The following is a 24449-nucleotide window of genomic DNA, read 5'->3' on the forward strand; positions in this document are numbered from 1 at the left end:
CCGGGCCCTCCAACCCCCGGTGGGGCCGGGGGGCGCCCGCCCCGCCCCTGCGCGCCCCGTAAACCCCCTAACGTGGCGGCTGCAATCTTGTGGGGGGGGGCGCCGCTTCTCGGCGGCCGCCCCTCACTCGTCGTCTGCGCTGCCATGCGCCGCCCCGGGCGCCCGGGCCCTGTCCTGGTCCCGCAGGCGCCCGGTCTGGCCTCCGGCCCCGGCCGGCTCCGGATCCGGGTCCGCCCCTGGCCCCCGCAGGCTCCCGGCCCCCGCCGGGGACCGGTCCCAGGCCCCCTGCTCCCGCCGGTTCTGGACCCGCGCAGCCGGTTCTCGGCCCCGGGCGCCCGCCGGTCCTCGCCCGGGCGCCCGGGGGTCAGCCCTGCTGGCGGGAGGGTCGGCGCAGACGGGCGGCCCAGCCCTCGCGGACCGGACGGTCCATCCACCGTCGGCGGAAGGCCGCGCGGCGTTCCGAAACCGCCCAGATCACCCGAACGGCCGAACGTGGTGCGACCGTCGCGCGCAGCCGACCCAGGCGCCCGGCCGAGGCCCGCAGCCCCGCCTGCACGGCCAGGACGTCCTCGGCCGAACCGGCTGCTGCCAGGGGCTCGGGCGCGTACAGCACCTGTTCCACCGCGCCCGCCACCCGGTGGGCAGCGGCCGCGGCCGTGCCGTTGAGCTTCCCCAGCCGTACGAGGCGGGCAGCGGCCTTGCGCGGGGTCTGCGACTCGTCGGGTTCGATGCCGTGGTCCCAGGCCGTGTCCGTGAGCTCCCGCCACGCGGCCATGACTCTGGCCGTGGCATCCGCAGGCGTACGGCCCCCGGAGGAACCCAGCCGCCGTGCACGGGCCCGTAGACGCCAGACCATCGGCAGGAACGGGATCACGAGCACCAGGAGAGCGCCCAGCACCACCAGCGCCACGGTTCCCGCAGGGGTCCCCGGATCGGCGGAGTCCAGCGCACCGGGAGCCGCCGACGCACCGCACTCACCCTGACGGCGCATCTGCGCCGGGCACGATTCCGAGGCGGACGGAGCGGCCGTGGGCGCGGCGGAGGCACCCGCGGAGGGCAGCGCCGGATCGTTCGTGTCATCCGGGGAAACGTCCTGCCGGGTGTACGAGGGGGTGGTGCCCCGGGACGGCGTCGGCTCGAAGCGGGTCCAGCCCACGCCCTCGAAATACAGCTCCGGCCAGGCGTGCGCGTCACGCAGCCCGACCGATACGGAACCGTCGGCCTGGACCGTGCCGGGCGTGAAGCCCACCGCGACCCGGGCCGGAATGCCCAGCGTCCTGGCCATCGCGGCCATCGTGAACGAGAAGTGGACGCAGAAGCCTTCCTTGTCCTTGAGGAACCTCTCGATCGCCGCCGTGCCGGTCCCCGACGTCACCGTCGTGTCGTAGCGGAAGCCACCCCCCGACGCGAACCAGTCCTGGAGCTTGACGGCCCGCTCGTAGTCGTTGGCCGACCCCTTCGTCACCCGTTCGGCGGTCTTCAGGACCACGTCGGGCAGCGAGCCGGGAACCCGGGTGTACTCACGCGCCAGGTCCGAACGCGGAGCGAGTGCCCCGGCGAGCTGGTCGGCCGTCGGCTGCACGAGCAGACTGCTCACCTCGTACCGGACGCCGCGCGTCGTCTGGCCGTCGTCCCCGACGAGGGTGCGCCCCTCGGGTTCGAACCGCCAGCGGCCTCTGATGTCCACCTCGCTCGCCGGATAGGGGAGCGGCAGATACGTCTGCTGGTACGAGCCCGAAGCGGAGATGTTCGTCCGGATCTCCGTCACGGTCACGTCGGAGCCCAGCCCGGCCGGCTGCGGCAACCGGTCCGGCACATCCTTCAGACGGCGGGTCGAAGGCCGCCACTCGCTCCCGTTGAACTGGTCCAGGGCCTGGATGCGCAGATAGAAGTCTTCGGGGTTCCCCGAGTTGGTGCGGTACGACATCACCTGCCGGTTCTCCGGCTGGTTCAGGTTGTTCTGCAGCGAGACCAGCGGGTTGACCGCGGAGATCGTGCCCCCGCCGGTGCCCTTGCCCGTACCGCCGCCCGTGCCGCCCAGCAGCCCGCCGTCCAGAGCGGGCAGCGCCGCGGGGACCACCAGGGCGATGCCCAGTGTCACCGCACCGATGCGACGCCCCGTGCGGACCGGCGCCCGAGGGCCCGAAGGCCCTTCCAGCCCGGCCGCCAGACCGCCCGACGAGCTGGACGTACCGCTGAAGACCCGCCCCCACTGGGCCAGCCGGTCGCGGCCCTCCGCCAGCAGAAGGAGCAGATAGCCGCACGCGGCGAGCAGGAACCAGAGCCAGCCCGCTCCTCCGTCGCTGAGCCCCGCCGCGACCGAGTAGAGCGCCAGCAGCGGCAGCCCGGCCGGCGCGGCGGTACGGAAGGTCACCGCGAGAGCGTCCACGGCGAGCCCGATCAGCAGCACGCCGCCGATCAGCATCAGCCGGATGCCGTCCGACGCCGGAGCGGGAATGGCGTACCGGCCGACATCATCGGCGCCCGCCGTCAGCAGGTCCGCCAGCCGCTGCACGGCCTCGGGCCCGGGCAGCAGACCGAACAGCGCCTGCTCCGAGGCGAACGCCATCGTCAGCAGCATCAGCGTGACCAGCAACTGCGCGGAGACCGTCAGAATCCGTGCGAGCGGCACCCGGCGTGCGAGCGCGCCCACACCGCTCTGGATCCCCAGCAGGAAGGCGGCCTGGACGAGCCACTTCGCCGTCTCCACCAGCGGCAGCAGAGCCCCCGCCGCCATCAGCGTCGCCACAAAGGCGCACAGCGTCAGCCGCGTCCGACCGCTCATGACCATCCCCCAGAGAACCCTGTCGATCCGCCGGCCGCTGCCGGATGCGGGGCGGAGTCCTGCCGGCCCGCCTGCTGCCACAGCCGGGAGAACTCGGACCCGGCCGGCACCGCCACCGCCGTCCAGCCCGCCTCGCGCAGCAGCCGCAGGCGGTCGTCGGCCGGGGCGGGGGACACGTCGTCCAGGTCCGCGCCGCGCACCCACTCCGCACTGTCCAGCACGAACGCGACAGCGGCGCCGCTGCGTTGCCGCATCCGGGCGGCCACCGCCGTCTGCTCCTCGTCCAGATCGCCGAAGAACGCCAGCAGAAGTCCCTCGTTGCCCCCGCGCAGCACGTCGTAGGCGCGGGACAGGCCACCCCCGTCGGAGTGGTCGACGACCGCGAGGGTGTCCATCATCAGACCCGCCGAGTCCGCGGACCCCTGGGTCGCCCCGGCGAATCCGTCGGAGCCCTCGCCCGGCACGGAACTGCCGTCGTCCGTCAGCAGGCGTACGGCGAAGCCGCGCTCCAGCATGTGCACCAGCGAGGAGGCCGCCGCCGACACCGCCCACTCGAAGGCGGAGTCCGGACCGGACCCCCGGTACGCGATCCGCCGGGTGTCCAGCAGGACCGTGCACCTGGCCCGCTGCGGCTGTTCCTCGCGGCGCACCATCAGCTCGCCGTAGCGCGCGGTCGAGCGCCAGTGGACCCGCCGCAGATCGTCCCCGTGCCGGTAGCCGCGGGGAATGATGTCGTCCTCACCGGCCAGCGCCAGTGAACGCTGACGGCCCTCGCCGTACCCGGAGGCCTCGCCCGCCAGCCGCAGCGTCGGAAGGGCCTCCGTGCGCGGTATGACGACGAGGGTGTCGTACGCGCTGAAGGAACGGGTCAGCTCGCACATCCCGAACGGGTCGCTGAGCCGCAGCTGCAGCGGACCGAGCGGATAGCGTCCGCGCAGATCGGACCGGACCCGGTAGGACACCTCGCGCTTGCCGTCCGCCTCCACCCGGTCGAGTACGAACCGGGGCCGGGGGCCCAGCACGTACGGCACCTGGTCCTGGAGCATCAGCAGGCCCGTGGGCAGCCGGGACAGATTGTCCATCCGCAGGTGGACCCTGGCCTCCGAACCCGTGGGCACCCGGGACGGCGCCAGCCGTCGGCTGCCCGCGACCCGGTAGTGGGTGCGGCAGAGCACCGTCACGCAGACCAGCGGCAGCACCGCCAGCAGCAGCCCGACCCGCAGCAGGTCACCCTGGCCCAGTACGTAGGCGCAGACCGCGGCGGCGACACCGGCGGCCAGGAAGGACCGCCCCCGCGTCGTCAGACCGTTCAGAGCCGCGCGCAGGCTGCCCTTGTTGTCGCCGTCGTCCACGGGACCGGGAACCCCGGCCGCCATCACAGCCGCCGTACGCCGGGCTGCTGGCCGTAGACCGGGCGGCCGGGCTGGTGCTGCGGCGCCGCCGGGACGGCACCGGACGTCGGCACGGGGATGCGCTGCAGGATCTCCAGCACGACCTGCTCCGCCGTGCGGCGGTTGAGTTGAGCCTGGGCCGTGGGCAGCAGCCGGTGCGCGAGCACGGCCACCGCGAGGGCCTGGACGTCGTCCGGCAGGGCGTACTCACGCCCGCTGAGGGCCGCCGAGGCCTTGGCCGCACGCAGGAGGTGCAGGGTCGCGCGGGGCGATGCCCCCAGTCTGAGATCCGGGTGCTGACGGGTGGCCCCGACCAGGTCCACCGCGTACCGGCGTACGGAATCGGCCACATGGACCGTGCGCACCGCGTCGATCAGCTTCACGATGTCGTGGGCGTGCGCCACCGGCTGCAGGTCGTCCAGCGGCGAGACCCCGCCGTGCACGTCCAGCATCTGGAGCTCGGCCTCCGGGCTGGGGTAGCCGATCGACACCCTGGCCATGAACCGGTCGCGCTGCGCCTCGGGCAGCGGATAGGTGCCTTCCATCTCCACCGGGTTCTGGGTGGCCACCACCATGAACGGGTTGGGCAGTTCGTAGGTCTGGCCGTCGATCGTGACCTGGCGTTCCTCCATCGACTCCAGCAGCGCGGACTGGGTCTTGGGCGACGCGCGGTTGATCTCGTCGCCGATCACGATCTGGGCGAAGATCGCGCCCGGCTTGAACTCGAAGTCCCGTCGCTGCTGATCGAAGATCGACACCCCGGTGATGTCCGAAGGCAGCAGGTCGGGCGTGAACTGGATACGCCGCACCGAGCAGTCGATGGAACGCGCCAGCGCCTTGGCCAGCATCGTCTTGCCGACCCCGGGCACGTCTTCGATCAGGAGGTGTCCCTCCGCGAGCAATACGGTCAGCGAAAGCCGTACGACCTCAGGCTTGCCCTCGATCACACCTTCCACCGACCTGCGCACCTGCTCCGCTGTGGTGGTCAGATCTGTGAGGCTCGCTCGATCGTCATAGGTCGTCACCCGGCCCTCCTCGGCCCCTTGTGCAAGGGCCGACACACAAAGCTGTCCGGCCCGCCCCGAAATACGGACACCCCCCGGAAGACCCGGAGAGGTGTCACACCCGCATTCTTGTTGCCGTTACCGCTTCGTGTCACTCGCCTGTGGATAAGTGGGCGCGATATGTCGGGTGTGGCCCGTATGTCGATGGGTGGGCCGGGGTCGGAGCTTCAGGAGGCGGGAAGGATCTCGCGGAGCAGACCGGTGGTCACGTCGAAGACGAACCCCCGGATGTCGTCCGTGTGCAGGAGGAACGGCGAGGTGCGCACGCGCTGCATCGACTGCCGTACGTCCTGGTCGGCGTCCTTGTAGGCCTCCACCGCCCAGACCGGCCGCTGCCCGACCTCGTGCTCCAGCTCCTGCCGGAAGTCCTCGGTGAGGGATTCGAGGCCGCAGTTCGTGTGGTGGATGAGTATGACGCTGCGGGTGCCGAGCGCCCGCTGGCTGATGGTCAGCGACCGGATGACGTCGTCCGTGACCACACCGCCCGCGTTGCGGATGGTGTGGCAGTCGCCGAGCTCCAGGCCCAGCGCCTTGTGGAGGTCGAGGCGGGCGTCCATGCAGGCGACGACGGCGACGTGGAGCACCGGTCGCGCGTCCATGCCGGGATCGCTGAACTCGTCCGCATAACGGGTGTTCGCTTCGACCAGCCGGTCGGTGACCGTACCGCCCGAACGGGCCGACCCGGTCGTGGAAGCAATGGGCTCGGCGGAAGACTGCGCGGAAGTCGACATGGATACGACGTTAGCTGTCACGGTCGCCATCGGCGTGCTGTGGAAGGGGACAAAGAACGTCAACGAGACTTGTTGTGAGGTAATCCACAGACCTCACAGTCCTGCACCCGCACGGGTGAGTCCCGGGTCCGCAGAGGGCGGTGCGACGCGCTGTCCGGTTCGTTGATCGTGAATCGATCGAATGGCAGGGTGGACTAAAGTGACGCGAAGTTACCGACACGCCTGCGCATTCTGCATATTTCAGCACGTTTCGAATTCCCCGTGATGTGCGGCGTACATGCGGCCCGGCCCTCTCCCGCTCGCCGGTCGGCCGACGCCCCTTCCCCGGCGCCGGCGGGCCTCCCCTTCCGAGCGGGCGGGGACCAGACCGCACGTGCAGCCACACGGGACTGAGCCTGAGAGGGCGCATTGAGCCAGACCCGACATGTCCCGGTGATGCTCCAGCGGTGCCTGGACCTGTTGGCCCCGGCTCTGGAGGTGACAGGACCGCAGCCACCGGTGGTCGTGGACTGCACCCTCGGACTCGGCGGGCACAGCGAGGCCCTGCTCGCCGCCTTCCCGACGGTCCGGCTGATCGCGCTGGACCGCGACAAGGAGGCGCTGCGGCTCTCCGGCGAGCGCCTCGCCCCGTACGGCGACCGGGCCACGCTCGTCCACGCCGTCTACGACGAGCTGCCCGAGGTGCTCGACCGGCTGGGGATCCCCAAGGTCCAGGGCGTGCTGTTCGACCTCGGTGTCTCCTCCATGCAACTGGACGAGGCGGACCGCGGATTCGCGTACGCCCAGGACGCCCCGCTCGACATGCGCATGGACCAGACGACCGGCATCGGCGCGGCCGAGGTGCTCAACACCTACGCGCCGGGCGAGCTCGTACGGATCCTCCGCGCGTACGGGGAGGAGAAGCAGGCCAAGCGGATCGTCTCCGCGGTCGTGCGCGAGCGCGAGAAGGAACCCTTCACCAACAGCGCCCGCCTGGTGGAGCTCATCCGCGACTCGCTGCCCCAGGCCGCCAAGCGCACCGGAGGCAATCCGGCCAAGCGCACCTTCCAGGCACTGCGCATCGAGGTCAACGGTGAGCTCACCGTCCTGGAGAGGGCCATTCCGGCAGCCGTGGGGAGCCTCGCGGTCGACGGTCGCATCGCCGTCCTCTCGTACCACTCGCTGGAGGACCGGCTGGTCAAGCAGGTCTTCGCGGCCGGCGCGGCCAACACGGCGCCGCCCGGTCTGCCCGTCGTCCCCGAGCGCTACCAGCCCCGGCTGAAGCTGCTGACCCGCGGCGCGGAGCTGCCCACCGAGGAGGAGGTCGCCGAGAACCGGCGGGCCGCCCCCGCCCGGTTGCGCGGCGCCCAGCGGATCCGCGCGGAGGAGCGATGAGCGCGCAGCGCCGGGCCGAGGAGACACAGGGGAAGGCTGGGGAACTGAGGTGACCAAGGCGGCCGAGCAGATGAAGGGGCGGGCGGGGAGGCTCGCCCGGCTGATGCCGTCGGGCCCGAGTACGGCGGCCCGCACTCCCTTCGTCCTGCTGGTCGTGCTGCTCCTCACCGGTGGCCTGATCTCGCTGCTCCTGCTGAACTCGGCGCTCAACGAAGGATCGTTCAGGCTGAGCAAGCTGAAGCGGGAGACCACCGATCTCACCGATGAGCAGCAGGCCCTGCAGCGCGACGTCGACAGCTACTCGGAGCCGGACGCGCTGGAACGGCGCGCCCGGGAACTCGGGATGGTGCCCGGCGGCAGCCCCGCGTTCCTGAACCCGGACGGCACCATCCGCGGCGTTCCGGAGCGCGTCACCGCTGAGCCGTCCCCCGCCGCGGCCCCGAAACCGGACGCCAGCACGCCGGGCAACGCGGGCGCGCCCCCGGCGGCCGCCTCGCCGTCGGGTTCCGTACCCCCGTCGCCCTCCGGTTCCGCAGCCACCCCCGCGCCGTCCGCGACTTCCACGACTTTGCCCCCGACGAGCTCCGGCAGGTGACGCAGTGCCGTCCAAGGAACCGCCGCGCCGCCGTGTGCCCGGCCCCGCGCGCCCCCGTAACGCGGCAGGCGGAGGCGGCCGTCCCCGGCCCGCCGCCCGTCCCGGGGCCGGGCGCCCGCGCCCGCCGTCGCGGCGCCCGCGGGGAAGGACTTCGCGCGGCGGCTCCCCGCAGTCCATCCGCCTCGGCAGCCCGCGCCCGCGGCTGCGCCTGATCAGCCTCTGCCTGACGCTCGTCATGCTGGCGTTCGTCGTCCGGCTGCTCCAGGTACAGGCGGTCGACGCCGGCACGTACTCGGCCAAGGCCGAGAAGAACCGCTATCTCGAGTACACGATCGCCGCCGAGCGCGGTGAGATCACCGACCGCAGCGGCATCGCCCTGGCAACCAGCGTTGACGCGCACGACATCACGGCCGATCCCAAGCTGTTCACCCCCGAGGACAGCAAGGCCCCGGACGCGCCGGAGCAGGCGGCGGCCCTGCTCGCCCCGATCCTCGGCAAGGACGTCGCGGAGCTGACGAAGAAGCTCTCGGCCCCCAAGAGCCGCTACACGGTGCTGGCCCGCCGGCAGACCCCGCAGGTCTGGAAGCAGATCAAGGACCTCAAGTCCGTGTTCGCCGAGAAGGCGGCGAAGGACAGGGCCGACGGCGGCACGGGAGCGAACGTACTCGCCGGAGTCCTCCAGGAGCCGACCACCAGGCGGGTCTACCCGAACGGCGATCTCGCCGCCGGGATACTGGGATTCGTCAACGCCGAGGGCAAGGGCGGCGGCGGTCTGGAGGCCCAGCTGAACGGACAGCTCGAGGGCGAGAACGGCAAGATCCGGTACGCCCAGGCCGGCGGCCGCCCCGTACCGACCGCGGGGACCAAGGAGATTCCGGCCGTCGCGGGCACCGACATCGAGCTGACGATCGACCGCGACATCCAGTGGGCCGCCCAGCGGGCCATCGCCGACCAGGTGAAGAAGTCCAAGGCGGACCGCGGCTATGTGATCGTCCAGAACACGAGGACCGGCGAGGTCCTGGCCATGGCCAACGCCCCCGGCTACGACCCGAACGACCTCTCGCAGGTCAACTCGGCGGCCCTCGGCAACGCGGCGCTCCAGGACGTGTACGAGCCCGGCTCCACCAGCAAGGTCATGTCCATGGCCGCGGTACTGGAGGAGGGCGCCGCGACACCCGGTACCCATGTCACCGTCCCCAACCGGCTGCACCGGGGGGACCGGCTGTTCAGGGACGACATCGACCACCCCACCTGGTACCTCACGCTCAACGGCGTCCTCGCCAAGTCGAGCAACATCGGCACGATTCTGGCCACCGGGCAGCTCGGCAGGACACAGACGGAGGCCAACAAGGTCCTCCACTCGTACCTGCGCAAATTCGGCATCGGCAGCACCACGGGTCTCGACTACCCGGGCGAGTCGCCGGGCATCCTCGCCAAGCCGCAGGACTGGTCCACCTCGCAGCAGTACACGATCCCGTTCGGCCAGGGCCTCTCGCTCAACGCCATGCAGGCCGCGTCGGTGTACCAGACGATCGCCAACGGCGGGGTCAGGATCGAGCCGACCCTCGTCCGCGGGACCAAGGGCGCGGACGGCCGCTACAGCGCGGGGACCGCGCCCGAACGGACCCGGGTGGTCAGCGAGAAGACGGCGAAGGCCCTGGCGAACATGCTCGAGTCCGTGGTCGACGACCGTGAGGGCACCGGAACCAAGGCTCACATCCCGGGCTACCGGGTCGCGGGCAAGACCGGTACGGCCAACCGTGTGGATCCTGTGCGCGGCATCTACAAGGGCTACACGGCGTCCTTCGCGGGCTTCGCCCCCGCCGACGACCCGCAGGTCACCGTCTACTGCGCCATCCAGAACCCCACCAAGGGCAGCTACTTCGGCGGCCAGATCTGCGGTCCGATCTACAAGAAGGTCATGGAGTTCGCGCTGAAGACCCTCCAGACCGCACCGTCCGGCAGCGGTCCCGCCAGGCTGCCGGTGTCCTTCAAGCCCGGCGAGTGACTCGGAAATGCCTCAGTGACGACCATCACCCCGGATCCCCGGAACCGGAACGAGAAGTACCGCAAACCCGGGCCCTCGCTTCGCGAGAGGCCGGGTCCGCCCGGTACGCTCACCGCCGTGCCCCACGCCGATCAGTTCCAAACCACTCAGAAGGACGCGCCTGTGAACTATCCGGGAGCGCCCCGACCGGACCGGCTCCGGCCGACTTCCCTCGGAGAGCTGGCAGCCCGGCTCGGCGCCGGACCGCAGGATTCCGGTGAGGTCACCGGAATCACCCACGACTCACGGGCCGTGCGCCCCGGGGACGTGTACGCGGCTCTGCCCGGCGCCCGCTTCCACGGCGCCGACTTCGCCGCCCAGGCCGCAGGCCTCGGTGCCGCCGCGATCCTCACCGACCCGGCGGGCGCCGAGCGCGCCGCCGCCACCGGCATCCCGGTCCTGGTCACCGAGGACCCGCGCGGCCGGATGGGCGACATCGCCGCCGAGATCTACGGCCGGCCCGGCGTCGGTCTCCTCCAGATCGGCATCACCGGGACATCCGGCAAGACCACCACGGCCTACCTGGTCGAGGGGGGCCTGCGCGGCGCCGGACGCAGTACGGGTCTCATCGGCACGGTCGAGATGCGCATCGGCGACGAACGCATCAAGTCCGAACGCACCACCCCGGAAGCCACCGATCTCCAGGCGCTGTTCGCCGTCATGCGCGAACGCGGTGTCGAGGCGGTCGCCATGGAGGTCTCCAGCCACGCCCTGGTGCTCGGGCGGGTCGACGGCTGTGTCTTCGACGTGGCCGTGTTCAACAACCTCAGCCCGGAGCACATGGAGTTCCACTCCGGGATGGAGGACTACTTCCAGGCCAAGGCGAGGCTGTTCACACCGCAGCGCAGCAAGCTCGGCGTGGTCAACTTCGACGACGAGTACGGCCGCAGGCTGGTCACGGAGGCGACCGTCCCCGTCGTCACCTTCTCCGCCGAGGGCCACCCGGACGCGGACTGGCGTGCCAAGGACGTCGAAGTCGGCCCGCAGAGCAGCACCTTCACCGTGATCGGCCCCAAGGGCGAGCAGATCACCGCGAAGGCCCCGCTGCCCGGCCCGTTCAACGTCGCCAACACCCTCGCCGCGATCGTCACCCTGGCCGTCGCGGGCGTCGACCCGCAGATCGCCGCCGACGGTGTCGCGGCGGTCCCCGGTGTCCCCGGGCGGCTGGAACGCGTCGACGCCGGACAGCCGTACCTCGCCGTCGTCGACTACGCGCACAAGACCGACGCCGTCGAATCCGTCCTGCGCTCCCTGCAGAAGGTCACCGAGGGCAGGGTGCACATCGTGCTCGGCTGCGGCGGCGACCGTGACACGACGAAACGCGGTCCGATGGGTGCCGCGGCGGCCCGGCTCGCCGACACCGCCGTGCTGACCTCGGACAACCCGCGTTCCGAGGACCCCCTCGCCATCCTCGCCGCGATGCTCTCGGGCGCCGCCGAGGTACCCGTCCACGAACGGGGCGACGTCCTCGTCGACGCGGACCGCGCCGCCGCCATCGCCGCGGCGGTGGCACGCGCCGAACCCGGCGACACCGTACTGGTGGCCGGAAAGGGACACGAGCAGGGACAGGACATCCACGGAGTGGTACGCCCCTTCGACGACCGCCAGGTCCTGCGCGAGGCCATCGAGCGCTCCAGGGGACGCGCGGGCGCCGCACACACCCACGAGAACAACAGTCAGGGATGACCAAGTGATCGCCCTTTCACTCGCCGAGATCGCCGAAATCGTCGGCGGGCAGCCGCACGACATACCGGACCGGACCCTCACCGTCACCGGCCCCGTCGTCATCGACTCCCGAGAGGTGGAGGACGGCTCCCTGTTCGCCGCGTTCGCCGGCGAGCGGGTCGACGGGCACGACTACGCGCAGCGCGCCGTCGAGGCGGGCGCGGTCGCCGTGCTCGCCGCCCGCCCCGTCGGTGTCCCGGCGATCGTCGTCGACGACGTCGTATCGGCGCTCGGCACGCTCGCCCGCGCGGTCGTCGAGCGCCTCGGCACGACCGTCGTGGCGCTCACCGGCTCGGCCGGAAAGACGTCCACCAAGGACCTGATCGCCCAGCTCCTCGAGCGCAAGGCACCCACCGTCTGGACCCTCGGCTCGTTCAACAACGAGATCGGACTGCCGCTCACCGCGCTGCGCTCCACCGCCGAGACCCGCCACCTCGTCCTGGAGATGGGCGCCCGCGGGATCGGCCACATCCGCTACCTCGCCGAACTCACCCCGCCGAAGATCGGCCTGGTCCTCAACGTGGGAACCGCCCACCTCGGCGAGTTCGGCAGCCGGGAGGCGATCGCCCAGGCCAAGGGCGAGCTCGTGGAGGGCCTCCCCGAGGACGGCGTCGCCGTGCTCAACGCCGACGATCCGCTCGTGCGGGCCATGTCCGCCCGCACAAAAGCGCGGGTGATCCTCTTCGGAGAGGCCCCGGATGCGGACGTACGGGGAGAGAACGTCCGGCTCACGGACGACGGCCGCCCCGCTTTCGCGCTCCACACACCCACCGGGTGCAGCGACGTGACCTTGCGCCTGTACGGTGAGCACCACGTGTCGAACGCGCTCGCCGCGGCCGCCGTCGCCCATGAGTTGGGCATGTCCGTGACTGAGATCGCCGAGGCGCTCTCCGGGGCGGGCACCCTCTCCCGCTGGCGCATGGAGGTCACCGAGCGTCCGGACGGTGTGACGGTCGTCAATGACGCCTACAACGCGAACCCCGAATCCATGAGAGCCGCACTGCGTGCGCTGGCTGCCATGGGCAGAGCCTCACGGGCAGGAGGGGGACGTACGTGGGCGGTGCTCGGTCAGATGGCCGAGCTCGGCGACGCGTCGCTCGCCGAGCACGACGCTGTCGGACGGCTTGCCGTCCGGCTCAACGTCAGCAAGCTCGTCGCTGTCGGAGGAAGAGAAGCCTCCTGGCTGCAACTGGGCGCATATAACGAGGGTTCGTGGGGTGAGGAGTCGGTGCACGTGTCCGACGCACAGGCGGCCGTCGACCTGTTGCGCAGTGAACTGCGCCCGGGAGACGTCGTGCTGGTGAAGGCGTCCCGGTCGGTCGGCCTGGAGAAGGTCGCCCTGGCACTGCTGGAGAACGCGACCGAGGGCGAGGTCGCCGTCCGATGAGGCAGATCCTCTTCGCAGGGGCCATAGGGCTCTTCCTGACCCTGGTCGGCACTCCGCTGCTGATCAAGCTCCTGGCCCGCAAGGGCTACGGGCAGTTCATCCGGGACGACGGCCCCAGGTCCCACGGCAGCAAGCAGGGCACGCCCACCATGGGTGGTATCGCCTTCATCCTGGCGACGATCATCGCGTACGTCCTGGCGAAGGTGATCACCGGCGAGGAGATGCGCTTCTCCGGCGTCCTCGTCCTTTTCCTGATGGCGGGGATGGGCCTCGTCGGCTTCCTCGACGACTACATCAAGATCGTCAAGCAGCGTTCGCTGGGTCTGCGGGCCAAGGCGAAGATGGCCGGCCAGCTGATCGTCGGCATCTCCTTCGCGGTGCTCTCCCTCCAGTTCGCGGACATCCGGGGCAACACCCCGGCATCCACCAAGCTCTCGTTCGTCGAGGACTTCGGCTGGTCCATCGGACCGGTGCTGTTCTGCGTCTGGGCCCTGTTCATGATTCTCGCCATGTCCAACGGCGTGAACCTGACGGACGGTCTGGACGGCCTGGCCACCGGCGCCTCGGTGATGGTCTTCGGCGCGTACACCTTCATCGGGCTGTGGCAGTTCCAGGAGTCCTGCGCCAACGCGAACACCCTGACCAACCCCGAAGCGTGCTTCGAGGTACGCGACCCACTCGACCTCGCGGTCGTCGCCTCGGCACTCATGGGCGCCTGCTTCGGCTTCCTGTGGTGGAACACCTCGCCCGCGAAGATCTTCATGGGCGACACCGGTTCGCTCGCTCTCGGCGGCGCGCTCGCGGGCCTCGCGATCTGCTCCCGCACCGAGTTCCTGCTCGCCATCCTCGGCGGCCTCTTCGTGATGATCACGATGTCCGTGGTCATCCAGGTCGGCTCGTTCAAGATGACCGGCAAGCGGGTCTTCCGGATGGCACCGCTCCAGCACCACTTCGAACTCAAGGGGTGGTCCGAAGTCCTTGTCGTGGTCCGCTTCTGGATCATCCAGGGCATGTGCGTGATCGTCGGACTCGGCCTCTTCTACGCAGGATGGGCAGCCAAGAAGTGAGCAACGCGGACTGGCAGGGCAAGCACGTCACCGTCGCGGGACTCGGCGTCAGCGGAATCCCCGCCGCCCGCGCCCTGCACGAGCGCGGGGCGCTGGTCACCGTCGTCAACGACGGCGACGACGAGCGCTCCCGCGCCCAGGCCGCGGAGCTGGAGGCGCTCGGCATCACCGTGCGCCTCGGCGACGGGGCGACCCTGCCCGAGTCCACCGAGCTCATCGTCACGGCCCCCGGCTGGAAGCCCGACAAGCCGCTCTTCCTGGCAGCCGCCGAGGCGGACGTCCCCGTCTGGGGCGACGTCGAACTCGCCTGGCGGCTGCGGGGCCCCGATGCCGCACCCTGGCTCGCGGTCACCGGAACCAACGGCAAGACCACGACCGTGCGGATGCTCGCCTCGATCCTGGAGGCGGCCGGGCTGCGCACCGCCGCGGTCGGCAACATCGGCGTCTCGCTCCTGGACGCGGTCCTCGGCGAGGAGACGTACGACGTGCTCGCCGTCGAACTCTCCAGCTACCAGCTGCACTGGGCGCCCTCGCTGCGCGCCCACTCCGCGGCCGTGCTCAACCTGGCCCCGGACCACCTCGACTGGCACGGCTCCATGTCCGGCTACGCCGCCGACAAGGGCAGGATCTACGAGGGCAACCGCGTCGCCTGCGTCTACAACGCACAGGACTCTGCGACCGAGGACCTGGTGCGCGAGGCCGACGTGGAGGAGGGCTGCCGGGCGATCGGCTTCACCCTCGGTACGCCCGGTCCCTCGCAACTCGGCGTCGTGGACGGCATCCTCGTCGACCGGGCCTTCGTGGCCAACCGCCAGAAGCAGGCACAGGAGCTCGCCGAGGTCTCCGACGTCAACCCGCCGGCCCCGCACAACATCGCCAACGCCCTGGCCGCCGCGGCCCTCGCCCGCGCCTTCGGCGTGAAGCCCGCCGCCGTACGCGACGGGCTGCGGGCCTTCCGCCCCGACGCCCACCGCATCGAGCACATCGCGGACGTCGACGAGGTCACCTACATCGACGACTCCAAGGCGACCAACACCCATGCCGCGGAAGCCTCCCTCGCCGCCTACGACCCGATCGTCTGGATCGCCGGCGGCCTCGCCAAGGGCGCCACGTTCGACGAGCTCGTGACCGGTGCGGCCAAGCGCCTGAGGGGCGTCGTACTGATGGGCGCCGACCGGGCGCTGATCCGCGAAGCCCTGGCGCGACACGCCCCCGAGGTACCGGTCGTCGACCTCGACCGGACCGACACTGGGGCGATGTCCGAAGCGGTCCGGGAAGCGGCACGGCTCGCCCGGCCGGGCGACACCGTACTGCTGGCACCGGCCTGCGCCTCGATGGACATGTTCGTCAATTACAACAAGCGGGGCGAGGCGTTCGCGGACGCGGTCCGCCAACTCGTCGCCGAGAGCGCCTGACAGGCCCGGCCTCCGCGTCGTACCGTCCCGGAGTCCCGGGGCACGAGCGGCACCGCCGCGGGCCCCGGCGCCCCGGTAACAGCCCCGGGCACGAGCAGTGGAGGGGACAGCGACAATGCCGGCCGACGAGAGCCCAGCCCCGCGCGGAGCGGACCGCTCACGGGTGACCGCCGCGATCAGCCGGGCGTTCAGCCCGCCCCTGCTCGCCCAGCCGGCCGGTGGGAGCGGGCTGCCCTCCGGACTCGCGCCGCCCCCCGGACTCGCGCTGCGCAGCCGGCCGGCCGTCGGCTCCAGGCGGCCCCCCGTCCCCCGCAGCGGCGGCACCGGCCCGGGCACCGGGTCCCGGCCGCCCCGCTTCGCCGCCGTGCGTCGGATGTACGAGCAGGCGCGGCGGGCCTGGGACCGCCCCCTGACCGCGTACTACCTGATCCTCGGCTCCAGCCTGCTGATCACGGTTCTCGGGCTCGTCATGGTCTACTCCGCCTCCATGATCAAGGCGCTGGAGCTCGCCAAACCCGGCACCTACTTCTTCCGCAAGCAGTTCCTCGCCGCCGTCATCGGGGCCGGCCTGCTGCTGATGGCCTCCAGGATGCCCGTCAAACTGCACCGGGCCCTGGCCTACCCGCTCCTCATGGGATCCGTCTTCCTGATGGTGCTGGTGCAGGTTCCGGGGATAGGGATGTCGGTCAACGGCAACCAGAACTGGCTCTACCTGGGCGGTCCCTTCCAGCTCCAGCCCAGCGAGTTCGGCAAACTCGCCCTCGTCCTGTGGGGCGCCGACCTGATCGCCCGCAAACAGGACAAACGGCTCCTGACGCAGTGGAAGCACATGCTGGTGCCGCTCGTCCCCGTCGCCTTCATGCTGCTCGGGCTGATCATGCTCGGCGGCGACATGGGAACTGCGATCATTCTCACCGCGATCCTGTTCGGCCTGCTCTGGCTGGCAGGTGCTCCGACCCGGCTCTTCGCCGGGGTGCTCGCCTTCGCCGGGCTCATCGGCTTCGTCCTGATCAAGACCAGCCCCAACCGGATGTCACGGCTCGGCTGCATCGGTGCCTCCGAGCCGGGCCCCGGCGACTCCTGCTGGCAGGCGGTGCACGGAATCTATGCCCTGGCCTCCGGCGGATGGTTCGGTTCCGGGCTGGGTGCGAGTGTGGAAAAATGGGGTCAACTCCCCGAACCGCACACGGACTTCATCTTCGCCATCACCGGGGAGGAACTGGGTCTGGCGGGGACGCTGTCGGTGCTCGCCCTGTTCGCGGCTCTAGGCTATGCGGGTATCCGCGTGGCCGGACGCACGGAGGACCCCTTCGTGAGGTACGCAGCGGGAGGCGTGACCACCTGGATCACGGCGCAGGCCGTGATCAACATCGGTGCGGTGCTCGGCCTGTTGCCGATCGCCGGTGTCCCGCTGCCGCTGTTCTCCTACGGAGGTTCGGCCCTGCTGCCGACCATGTTCGCTGTCGGGCTGCTGATCGCGTTCGCGCGAGAGGAACCCGCCGCGAAAGCGGCCCTGGCCATGCGGAGGCCCGGGGTGAGATGGAAGACGATGAGACGGCGCGTCACGAAGCGTCCGTCCGGAGAGCGGTGAATTTCGGTGCATGTCGTACTCGCCGGTGGGGGGACCGCCGGCCACATCGAGCCCGCGCTTGCCCTCGCAGACGCCCTGCGCAGGCAGGACCCGACCGTGGGAATCACTGCCCTCGGCACGGAACGCGGACTTGAGACCAGGCTCGTACCCGAGCGGGGGTACGAGCTGGCACTGATCCCTGCCGTGCCGCTGCCGCGCAAGCCCACACCTGAGCTGATCACCGTCCCGGGGCGGCTGCGCGGCACCATCAAGGCGGCCGAGCAGATCCTGGAACGCACCAAGGCCGACTGCGTGGTCGGCTTCGGCGGCTACGTCGCGCTGCCCGGCTACCTCGCCGCCAAGCGGGCAGGCGTCCCGATCGTCGTCCACGAGGCCAACGCCCGGCCGGGCCTGGCCAACAAGATCGGTTCGCGCTACGCGCACGGGGTCGCCGTCTCCACCCCCGACAGCAAGCTGCGCGGTGCCCGCTACATCGGCATCCCGCTGCGGCGCACCATTGCCACCCTCGACCGGGCCCGGGTCCGCCCGGAGGCGCGTGCGGCCTTCGGTCTCGACCCCAATCTGCCGACGCTGCTGGTCTCCGGCGGCTCGCAGGGCGCGCGCCACCTCAACGAGGTGGTCCAGCGGGTCGCGCCGCTGCTCCAGCGGTCCGGAATCCAGATCCTGCATGTGGTCGGCCCGAAGAACGAATTGCCGCGCATCGACAACATGCCCGGGATGCCGCCCTACATCCCGGTACCGTACGTGGACCGGATGGACCTCGCGTACGCCGCGGCCGACATGATGCTCTGCCGCGCGGGCGCGATGACCGTCGCCGAACTCTCCGCCGTCGGGCTGCCCGCCGCCTATGTCCCGCTGCCGATCGGCAACGGCGAACAGCGGCTCAACGCCCAGCCGGTGGTCAACGCGGGCGGCGGCCTCCTGGTGGACGACGCGCTGCTCACCCCCGAGTGGGTGCAGGGCAACGTCCTTCCGGTGCTGTCGGATCCGCACCGGTTGTACGAGATGTCCCGTGCCGCCGCGGAGTTCGGGCGAAGGGACGCCGACGACCTGCTCGTCGGCATGGTGTACGAGGCGATTGCCGCACGTCGCAAGGCGTGAGGCGGTGCGGACCCGGGGCGCGTGCCCCGGGTCCGGTGAAGGAGCGAGCGTGGCCGGACCGACGACCGCCCAGCGCGGCGCAGCCAAGCGTGCCGACACCCCGGCCCGCCCGCCGCACATCCGCCCCGAGGGGCGGCGGCTGACCGGCCGTACGCGACTGGTCCTGGCCGCAGTTGTCGTGGCGCTGATCGCGGCAGGCGGAATCTGGGTGCTCTACGGCTCGTCCTGGCTGCGGTTGGAACAGGTGACGACCACCGGTACGGACGTCCTGAGCCGGTCCGAGGTGGAGGCGGCGGCGGCGGCTCCGGTCGGCGCTCCGCTGGTTTCCGTGGACACCGACGCGATGGCGGACAGGTTGCGCCAGAAGTTGCCTCGTATCGACTCGGTGGATGTCGTACGGTCATGGCCACACGGCATCGGACTTAAAGTGACGGAACGGAAGCCGGTTCTGTTGGTGAAAAAGGGCGCAAAGTTCATTGAAGTGGACGCGAAAGGCGTGCGCTTCGCAACTGTGGACAAAGCGCCGCCGCGCGTTCCCCTGCTGGAACTGGAGCCTGACCGGTCGCCGAGCCTGCGCCGTTTCGGCAGTGACCGTCTGTTGCGGGAGGGGGTCCGTGTCGCGGGCGACCTTCCGGTGCACCTGGCCGGGGAGACGAAGGCCGTACGGATCGCGTCGTACGACTCCGTCGTCCTGGAGCTGACCCGGGGGCGCACGGTGATGTGGGGTAGCGCCGAAGAAGGGCCCGTGAAGGCGCGGGTCCTCACCGCACTCATGAAAGCGGCGCCCAAAGCGGGGCACTTCGACGTGAGTGCACCCACCGCCCCGGCCGTATCGAAGAGTTGACGCACATTTGGCCTGGCCAGCACCCTGGTTGGTCAGCGCTACGGGTGATCACATAGGGTGAAAAGAAAAACGGGAGGTTCGGCGTGTTCGTTGAACGTGCGCCACTTGTCGACTTAGTGTCCTGTTCGGAAGAGTCCAAGAAGCAGACACACTGGTAACCCTAAACTTCAACGTTAGGGTTTGGGTCGGCGTTCGGACCGTCCCAATCGGCATCCGTCGTCGCGGCGGGACTACCGCGAAGCGACGACACGTAACTCGAGGCGAGAGGCCTTCGACGTGGCAGCACCGCAGAACTACCTCGCAGTCATCAAGGTCATCGGTGTCGGCGGCGGTGGTGTCAATGCCATCAACCGAATGATCGAGGTCGGTCTCAAGGGCGTCGAGTTCATCGCGATCAACACCGATGCGCAAGCACTGTTGATGAGCGACGCCGACGTCAAGCTCGACGTCGGCCGTGAACTCACCCGTGGCCTCGGCGCCGGGGCGAACCCGGCCGTCGGTCGTAAGGCGGCAGAGGACCACCGTGAGGAGATCGAGGAGGTCCTCAAGGGGGCCGACATGGTCTTCGTCACCGCCGGAGAAGGCGGCGGCACCGGCACCGGCGGCGCACCCGTCGTGGCCAACATCGCCCGCTCGCTCGGCGCCCTGACGATCGGTGTGGTCACCCGCCCGTTCACGTTCGAGGGCCGGCGACGCGCGAACCAGGCGGAGGACGGCATCGCCGAGCTCCGCGAAGAGGTCGACACCCTCATCGTCATTCCCAACGACCGACTGCTGTCCATCTCGGACCGCCAGGTCAGCGTGCTCGACGCGTTCAAGTCGGCCGACCAGGTACTGCTCTCGGGCGTCCAGGGCATCACCGACCTCATCACCACCCCGGGTCTGATCAACCTCGACTTCGCCGACGTCAAGTCGGTCATGTCCGAGGCCGGATCGGCGCTCATGGGTATCGGATCGGCCCGCGGCGACGACCGCGCGGTGGCCGCCGCGGAGATGGCGATCTCCTCGCCGCTCCTCGAGGCGTCCATCGACGGTGCGCGCGGTGTCCTGCTCTCCATCTCCGGCGGCAGCGACCTCGGTCTCTTCGAGATCAACGAGGCCGCGCAGCTGGTGAGCGAGGCGGCCCACCCGGAGGCGAACATCATCTTCGGTGCGGTCATCGACGACGCCCTGGGCGACGAGGTGCGGGTCACCGTCATCGCCGCGGGCTTCGACGGCGGACAGCCGCCGACCCGTCGCGAGACGGTTCTCGGAGCGGGTGCCGGAAAGCGCGAGGAGTCGGCGCCGCCGGCAAGGACCACCGAACCGGTACGCCAGACGGGTGGACTGGGCTCCGTGCCCTCGCGCGAGGAGACCCAGGCACCGGTCGAGCCGGTACCGGTGGCGAACGAGAGCTCGCTGCCGCCGGTCTCCCCGCCGCACGTCCCGACGGCCCGTCCGTACCAGGACACCCAGGCCGAAGAGCTGGATGTACCGGACTTCCTGAAGTGATAGGACCGCACCACGCGGTGAAGACCGCAGTGTCTTCGACGGGCGGCGCCCATTTCGCCTTCACCGACAGGTGGGGCGGAGTGAGCGCCGCTCCGTTCGAGGAGCTCAACCTCGGCGGCGCGGTCGGCGACGACCCCGCCGCCGTCGGCGCGAACCGCGAGCGCGCCGCCCGTTCCCTCGGTCTGGACCCGGCGCAGGTCGTCTGGATGAACCAGGTCCACGGTCGCGAGGTGGCCGTCGTCGACGGGCCCTGGGGCGACACCGCCGAGATTCCCGCGGTGGACGCGGTGGTGACAGCGCGGCGCGGACTTCCGCTCGCGGTGCTCACCGCCGACTGCACACCCGTACTGCTCGCCGATCCGGCCGCCGGTGTCATCGCCGCGGTCCACGCGGGCAGGCCCGGTCTGGTCGCGGGTGTCGTGCCGGCCGCCGTCGAGGCGATGACCGCTCTCGGCGCCGAACCGTCCCGGATCGTCGCCCGCACCGGCCCGGCCGTCTGCGGACGGTGCTACGAGGTCCCGGCGCAGATGCGCGCCGAGGTCGCGCAGGCCGTTCCCGCCTCCTGGTCGGAGACCGGCTGGGGGACGCCGGCGGTGGACGTCACCGCGGGAGTCCTCTCCCAGCTCGACGCCCTCGGCGTGAGCGACCGCCACAGTTCGCCGCACTGCACCCTGGAATCCGGCGACCACTTCTCGTACCGCCGCGACCGCACCACCGGGCGGCTCGCCGGATATGTCTGGTTGGACTGATAGGACATGACGGATCGCAGGTCTCAACTCGCGGCAAACCTGGCGCAGGTGGAGGAACGCATTGTTTCCGCCTGCGCCGCGGCAGGCCGGAAGCGGGAGGAAGTGACCCTGATCGTGGTCACCAAGACCTACCCCGCGAGCGATGTGCGGATCCTGCACGAACTCGGTGTGCGGCAGGTCGCCGAGAACCGTGATCAGGACGCGGCACCGAAAGCCACTGCTTGTGCGGATCTGTCGCTCACATGGCACTTTGTCGGGCAGTTGCAGACGAACAAGGTTCGTTCCGTGGCCGGTTATGCCGACGTGGTGCAGTCGGTGGACCGGGTCAAACTGGTGACCGCGCTCTCGGCGGCGGCGGTGAAGGGCGGCCGCGAGCTCGGCTGCCTCATCCAGGTCGCCCTGGACGCGGAGAGCGGCGAACGCGGTGACCGGGGAGGTGTCGCACCCGACGCGATCGAGGAGTTGGCCGCCGCGGTGGACGCGGCACCGGGACTCCGGCTGGGCGGTCTGATGACCGTCGCCCCGCTCGCCGGACCGTACGCGGGCCGGCAGCGGGCCGCGTTCGACCGGCTGATGGAATTCTCATCCCGCCTGCGCGGGAACCATCCGGCTGCGAACATGGTCTCCGCAGGGATGAGTGCGGACCTCGAGGACGCGGTGGCGGCCGGAGCGACACATGTACGCGTCGGTACGGCGGTACTCGGAGTCCGACCCCGGCTCGGGTAACGTCGCGAAGCAAGTCGGACCACAGCAGAAAATATGGTCATTCCCGCTCTGAGCGGGCAGGCCGGAGTGGATCTCGGGCACTTGGTGACACGAATGCCGATCCACCACAGAGCGGAGGACTCGGAGCATGGCCGGCGCGATGCGCAAGATGGCGGTCTACCTCGGCCTCGTGGAGGACGATGGGTACGACGGTCCGGGGTTCGACCCCGACGACGAATTCGAACCCGAACCGGAGCCCGAGCGGGACCGGAGGCGGCACCAGCCCGCGCATCAGGTGGAGCGGGAACGGGACGAACCGGTACGAGTGGTACAGCCGCCCGCGCAACGTGAGCCGGTTCAGCTCCCGGCGGAAAGCGGACGACCCGCCCGAATCGCCCCCGTGGCATCCATCACACCTGACCGCCCGAACATGGAGAAGAACGCACCGGTGATCATGCCCAAGGTTGTGTCCGAGCGGGAGCCCTACCGCATCACCACGCTGCACCCCAGGACGTACAACGAGGCCCGTACCATCGGGGAACACTTCCGTGAGGGCACTCCGGTGATCATGAACCTCACGGAGATGGACGACACGGATGCGAAGCGACTTGTCGACTTTGCGGCAGGCCTCGTCTTCGGACTCCATGGCAGCATTGAAAGGGTGACGCAGAAGGTGTTCCTGTTGTCGCCTGCTAACGTCGATGTCACGGCGGAGGACAAGGCCCGCATCGCAGAGGGCGGGTTCTTCAACCAGAGCTGAGAACACGAACAGGGATCAACCGGCCGTCAGGCCGGTGACCGGCCGGGAGGCCGGAGCTACGAAAGCCAGGGGAGAGGGAAGCGCGGGACATGGGCGTCGCACTGGATGTGGTCTATATCGCGCTGATGTGTTTCCTCATCGTGCTGATCTTCCGGCTGGTCATGGACTATGTCTTCCAGTTCGCACGTTCATGGCACCCAGGCAAGGCGATGGTGGTCGTTCTCGAGGGCACTTACACTGTCACCGATCCACCGCTGAAGCTTCTGAAGCGGTTCATACCACCGTTGCGTCTCGGGGGCGTGGCACTTGACCTGTCCTTCTTCGTTCTGATGATCATCGTCTACATCCTGCTCAGCATCGTGGGCAAGCTTGCGAGCAGCGTGTGAACGATACGGTCTTGCCGACTGCCGACGACTACGTAGAGGTGAAGAAGAGATGCCGCTGACCCCCGAGGACGTGCGGAACAAGCAGTTCACGACCGTCCGCCTCCGAGAAGGCTATGACGAGGACGAGGTCGATGCCTTCCTCGACGAGGTCGAATCGGAACTGACTCGTCTGCTCCGTGAGAACGAGGACCTGCGCGCCAAGCTGGCCGCGGCCACGCGTGCGGCTGCGCAGAACCAGCAGCAGCAGGGTATGCGCAAGCCGCCGGAGCAGCAGGACCGCCCCGGTGCCCCCGTACCCGCCGCCATATCTGGCCCGCCGGTGCAGCAGCAGCCCCCGCAGATGGGTCCCCCCCAGCTGCCCGGTGGAGCTCCGCAGCTGCCTGCCGGTCCCAGCGGCCACGGCCCCCAGGGCGGCCACGGTCCGCAGGGCCAGCACGGCCCCGGCCCGATGCAGGGCGGCCCCATGGGCGGTCCCATGGGTGGTCACCCCCAGCAGCAGCAGATGCAGCAGATGCAGCAGATGCAGCCGCCGCAGATGCAGCAGCAGGGCCCCGGTGGCGACAGTGCCGCCCGTGTCCTCTCCCTTGCTCAGCAGACCGCCGACCAGGCGATCGCGGAGGCCCGTTCCGAGGCCAACAAGATCGTCGGCGAGGCGCGCAGCCGCGCCGAGGGCCTGGAGCGGGACGCACGTGCCAAGGCGGACGCGCTGGAGCGGGACGCGCAGGAGAAGCACCGCGTGGCCATGGGCTCCCTCGAGTCGGCCCGCGCGACTCTCGAGCGCAAGGTCGAGGACCTGCGTGGCTTCGAGCGCGAGTACCGGACCCGTCTGAAGTCGTACCTGGAGAGCCAGCTGCGCCAGCTGGAGACCCAGGCCGACGATTCGCTGGCTCCGCCGCGGACCCCGGCAGCCGCTTCGCTGCCGCCGTCGGCCTCGCTGGCTCCGGCCGGTGCGGGCGCCATGGGTCACACCATGGGTGGCAACCACGGTGGGCACGGCAACCAGCAGATGGGCGGCAACCCGTCCATGGGTGGCCCTTCGTACGGTGGCCAGCAGCAGATGTCGCCCGCGATGACGCAGCCGATGGCTCCGGTCCGCCCGCAGGCGCCGCAGCCGATGCAGCAGGCGCCGTCGCCGATGCGCGGGTTCCTGATCGACGAGGACGACAACTGAGCGGTTTGCGCTCGCTGAGCGCGTAGCCGTCGGCAGGCTGAGGGCCGGGCCCCGGGATTCTTCCCGGGGC

General features: G+C 70.4%; 20 protein-coding genes. 16 read left to right on the forward strand and 4 right to left on the reverse strand.

Annotation, left to right across the window (positions count from 1 at the left end):
- Positions 1 to 364: 364 nt before the first annotated feature.
- The 4 genes from ACFQ6X_RS34055 to ACFQ6X_RS34070 form a co-directional block, all read right to left on the reverse strand.
- Positions 365 to 2785 carry a transglutaminaseTgpA domain-containing protein gene (locus ACFQ6X_RS34055; protein ID WP_383187559.1) on the reverse strand — a complete coding sequence of 807 codons (2421 nt, stop codon included), beginning with the start codon at positions 2783 to 2785 and terminating at the stop codon, positions 365 to 367.
- Positions 2782 to 4161, reverse strand: coding sequence for a DUF58 domain-containing protein (locus ACFQ6X_RS34060; RefSeq protein ID WP_383187561.1), 1380 nt, complete (start codon positions 4159 to 4161; stop codon positions 2782 to 2784). The genes ACFQ6X_RS34055 and ACFQ6X_RS34060 overlap by 4 nt, the downstream gene beginning before the upstream one ends.
- Positions 4161 to 5201, reverse strand: a complete 1041-nt coding sequence (locus ACFQ6X_RS34065) for an AAA family ATPase (RefSeq protein ID WP_383187563.1) — start codon at positions 5199 to 5201, stop codon at positions 4161 to 4163. The genes ACFQ6X_RS34060 and ACFQ6X_RS34065 overlap by 1 nt, the downstream gene beginning before the upstream one ends.
- A 206-nt stretch (positions 5202 to 5407) precedes the next feature.
- Complete coding sequence (locus ACFQ6X_RS34070) at positions 5408 to 5971, reverse strand: beta-class carbonic anhydrase (RefSeq protein ID WP_383187566.1); 564 nt, start codon at positions 5969 to 5971, stop codon at positions 5408 to 5410.
- Between the two features lie 408 nt (positions 5972 to 6379).
- Between ACFQ6X_RS34070 and rsmH the strand changes: the two genes are divergently transcribed.
- The 16 genes from rsmH (at position 6380) to ACFQ6X_RS34150 (ending at position 24379) form a co-directional block, all read left to right on the forward strand.
- Positions 6380 to 7345 (forward strand): 16S rRNA (cytosine(1402)-N(4))-methyltransferase RsmH, encoded by a 966-nt coding sequence (gene rsmH / locus ACFQ6X_RS34075; protein ID WP_383187568.1) that lies wholly within the window; start codon positions 6380 to 6382, stop codon positions 7343 to 7345.
- A gap of 49 nt (positions 7346 to 7394) precedes the next feature.
- Positions 7395 to 7940, forward strand: coding sequence for a septum formation initiator family protein (locus tag ACFQ6X_RS34080; protein ID WP_383187571.1), 546 nt, complete (start codon positions 7395 to 7397; stop codon positions 7938 to 7940).
- A gap of 4 nt (positions 7941 to 7944) precedes the next feature.
- Positions 7945 to 9948, forward strand: a complete 2004-nt coding sequence (locus ACFQ6X_RS34085) for a peptidoglycan D,D-transpeptidase FtsI family protein (RefSeq protein WP_383187574.1) — start codon at positions 7945 to 7947, stop codon at positions 9946 to 9948.
- A 15-nt stretch (positions 9949 to 9963) separates the two neighbouring features.
- Complete coding sequence (locus ACFQ6X_RS34090) at positions 9964 to 11673, forward strand: UDP-N-acetylmuramoyl-L-alanyl-D-glutamate--2,6-diaminopimelate ligase (RefSeq protein ID WP_383187576.1); 1710 nt, start codon at positions 9964 to 9966, stop codon at positions 11671 to 11673.
- Positions 11674 to 11677: 4 nt separating this feature from the next.
- The gene (gene murF / locus ACFQ6X_RS34095; protein ID WP_383187579.1) at positions 11678 to 13099 is read left to right on the forward strand and encodes a UDP-N-acetylmuramoyl-tripeptide--D-alanyl-D-alanine ligase; all 1422 of its coding nucleotides are present in this window, start codon (positions 11678 to 11680) and stop codon (positions 13097 to 13099) included.
- Positions 13096 to 14166 carry a phospho-N-acetylmuramoyl-pentapeptide-transferase gene (mraY, locus tag ACFQ6X_RS34100; RefSeq protein ID WP_329212005.1) on the forward strand — a complete coding sequence of 357 codons (1071 nt, stop codon included), beginning with the start codon at positions 13096 to 13098 and terminating at the stop codon, positions 14164 to 14166. Before murF ends, mraY begins: the two co-directional genes overlap by 4 nt.
- Positions 14148 to 15581, forward strand: coding sequence for a UDP-N-acetylmuramoyl-L-alanine--D-glutamate ligase (murD, locus tag ACFQ6X_RS34105; protein WP_383187582.1), 1434 nt, complete (start codon positions 14148 to 14150; stop codon positions 15579 to 15581). The genes mraY and murD overlap by 19 nt, the downstream gene beginning before the upstream one ends.
- 115 nt (positions 15582 to 15696) lie before the next feature.
- Positions 15697 to 17172, forward strand: coding sequence for a putative lipid II flippase FtsW (gene ftsW, locus ACFQ6X_RS34110; protein WP_383187585.1), 1476 nt, complete (start codon positions 15697 to 15699; stop codon positions 17170 to 17172).
- 6 nt (positions 17173 to 17178) lie between these two features.
- Complete coding sequence (gene murG / locus ACFQ6X_RS34115) at positions 17179 to 18273, forward strand: undecaprenyldiphospho-muramoylpentapeptide beta-N-acetylglucosaminyltransferase (RefSeq protein WP_351176462.1); 1095 nt, start codon at positions 17179 to 17181, stop codon at positions 18271 to 18273.
- A 49-nt stretch (positions 18274 to 18322) separates the two neighbouring features.
- The gene (locus ACFQ6X_RS34120; RefSeq protein WP_383187588.1) at positions 18323 to 19117 is read left to right on the forward strand and encodes a cell division protein FtsQ/DivIB; all 795 of its coding nucleotides are present in this window, start codon (positions 18323 to 18325) and stop codon (positions 19115 to 19117) included.
- Positions 19118 to 19393: 276 nt separating this feature from the next.
- On the forward strand, positions 19394 to 20608 hold the full coding sequence (gene ftsZ, locus ACFQ6X_RS34125; RefSeq protein ID WP_383187590.1) for a cell division protein FtsZ: 1215 nt from the start codon (positions 19394 to 19396) through the stop codon (positions 20606 to 20608).
- Positions 20605 to 21357: a peptidoglycan editing factor PgeF gene (gene pgeF, locus ACFQ6X_RS34130; RefSeq protein WP_383187593.1), complete on the forward strand. Its 753-nt coding sequence runs from the start codon at positions 20605 to 20607 to the stop codon at positions 21355 to 21357. Before ftsZ ends, pgeF begins: the two co-directional genes overlap by 4 nt.
- 6 nt (positions 21358 to 21363) lie before the next feature.
- A complete protein-coding gene (locus tag ACFQ6X_RS34135) occupies positions 21364 to 22083 on the forward strand; it encodes a YggS family pyridoxal phosphate-dependent enzyme (RefSeq protein WP_329212018.1) in 720 nt (239 codons plus the stop codon).
- 127 nt (positions 22084 to 22210) lie between these two features.
- Positions 22211 to 22822, forward strand: coding sequence for a cell division protein SepF (locus ACFQ6X_RS34140; RefSeq protein WP_056784116.1), 612 nt, complete (start codon positions 22211 to 22213; stop codon positions 22820 to 22822).
- 89 nt (positions 22823 to 22911) lie between these two features.
- Positions 22912 to 23208, forward strand: a complete 297-nt coding sequence (locus ACFQ6X_RS34145; RefSeq protein WP_329212022.1) for a YggT family protein — start codon at positions 22912 to 22914, stop codon at positions 23206 to 23208.
- A 49-nt stretch (positions 23209 to 23257) separates the two neighbouring features.
- Positions 23258 to 24379, forward strand: coding sequence for a DivIVA domain-containing protein (locus tag ACFQ6X_RS34150; RefSeq protein ID WP_383187596.1), 1122 nt, complete (start codon positions 23258 to 23260; stop codon positions 24377 to 24379).
- Positions 24380 to 24449: the final 70 nt, after the last annotated feature.

This window comes from Streptomyces sp. NPDC056452 (assembly GCF_042796085.1).
Classification (GTDB): domain Bacteria; phylum Actinomycetota; class Actinomycetes; order Streptomycetales; family Streptomycetaceae; genus Streptomyces.

Bases quoted from the DNA above. Each gene is read 5' to 3' on its own strand.
- ACFQ6X_RS34055 (WP_383187559.1), bottom strand. From the start codon at position 2,785: ATGAGCGGTCGGACGCGGCTGACGCTGTGCGCCTTTGTGGCGACGCTG.
- ACFQ6X_RS34060 (WP_383187561.1), bottom strand. From the start codon at position 4,161: ATGGCGGCCGGGGTTCCCGGTCCCGTGGACGACGGCGACAACAAGGGC.
- ACFQ6X_RS34070 (WP_383187566.1), bottom strand. From the start codon at position 5,971: ATGTCGACTTCCGCGCAGTCTTCCGCCGAGCCCATTGCTTCCACGACC.
- mraY (WP_329212005.1), top strand. From the start codon at position 13,096: ATGAGGCAGATCCTCTTCGCAGGGGCCATAGGGCTCTTCCTGACCCTG.
- murD (WP_383187582.1), top strand. From the start codon at position 14,148: ATGGGCAGCCAAGAAGTGAGCAACGCGGACTGGCAGGGCAAGCACGTC.
- ftsW (WP_383187585.1), top strand. From the start codon at position 15,697: ATGCCGGCCGACGAGAGCCCAGCCCCGCGCGGAGCGGACCGCTCACGG.
- ACFQ6X_RS34135 (WP_329212018.1), top strand. From the start codon at position 21,364: ATGACGGATCGCAGGTCTCAACTCGCGGCAAACCTGGCGCAGGTGGAG.
- ACFQ6X_RS34140 (WP_056784116.1), top strand. From the start codon at position 22,211: ATGGCCGGCGCGATGCGCAAGATGGCGGTCTACCTCGGCCTCGTGGAG.
- ACFQ6X_RS34145 (WP_329212022.1), top strand. From the start codon at position 22,912: ATGGGCGTCGCACTGGATGTGGTCTATATCGCGCTGATGTGTTTCCTC.
- ACFQ6X_RS34150 (WP_383187596.1), top strand. From the start codon at position 23,258: ATGCCGCTGACCCCCGAGGACGTGCGGAACAAGCAGTTCACGACCGTC.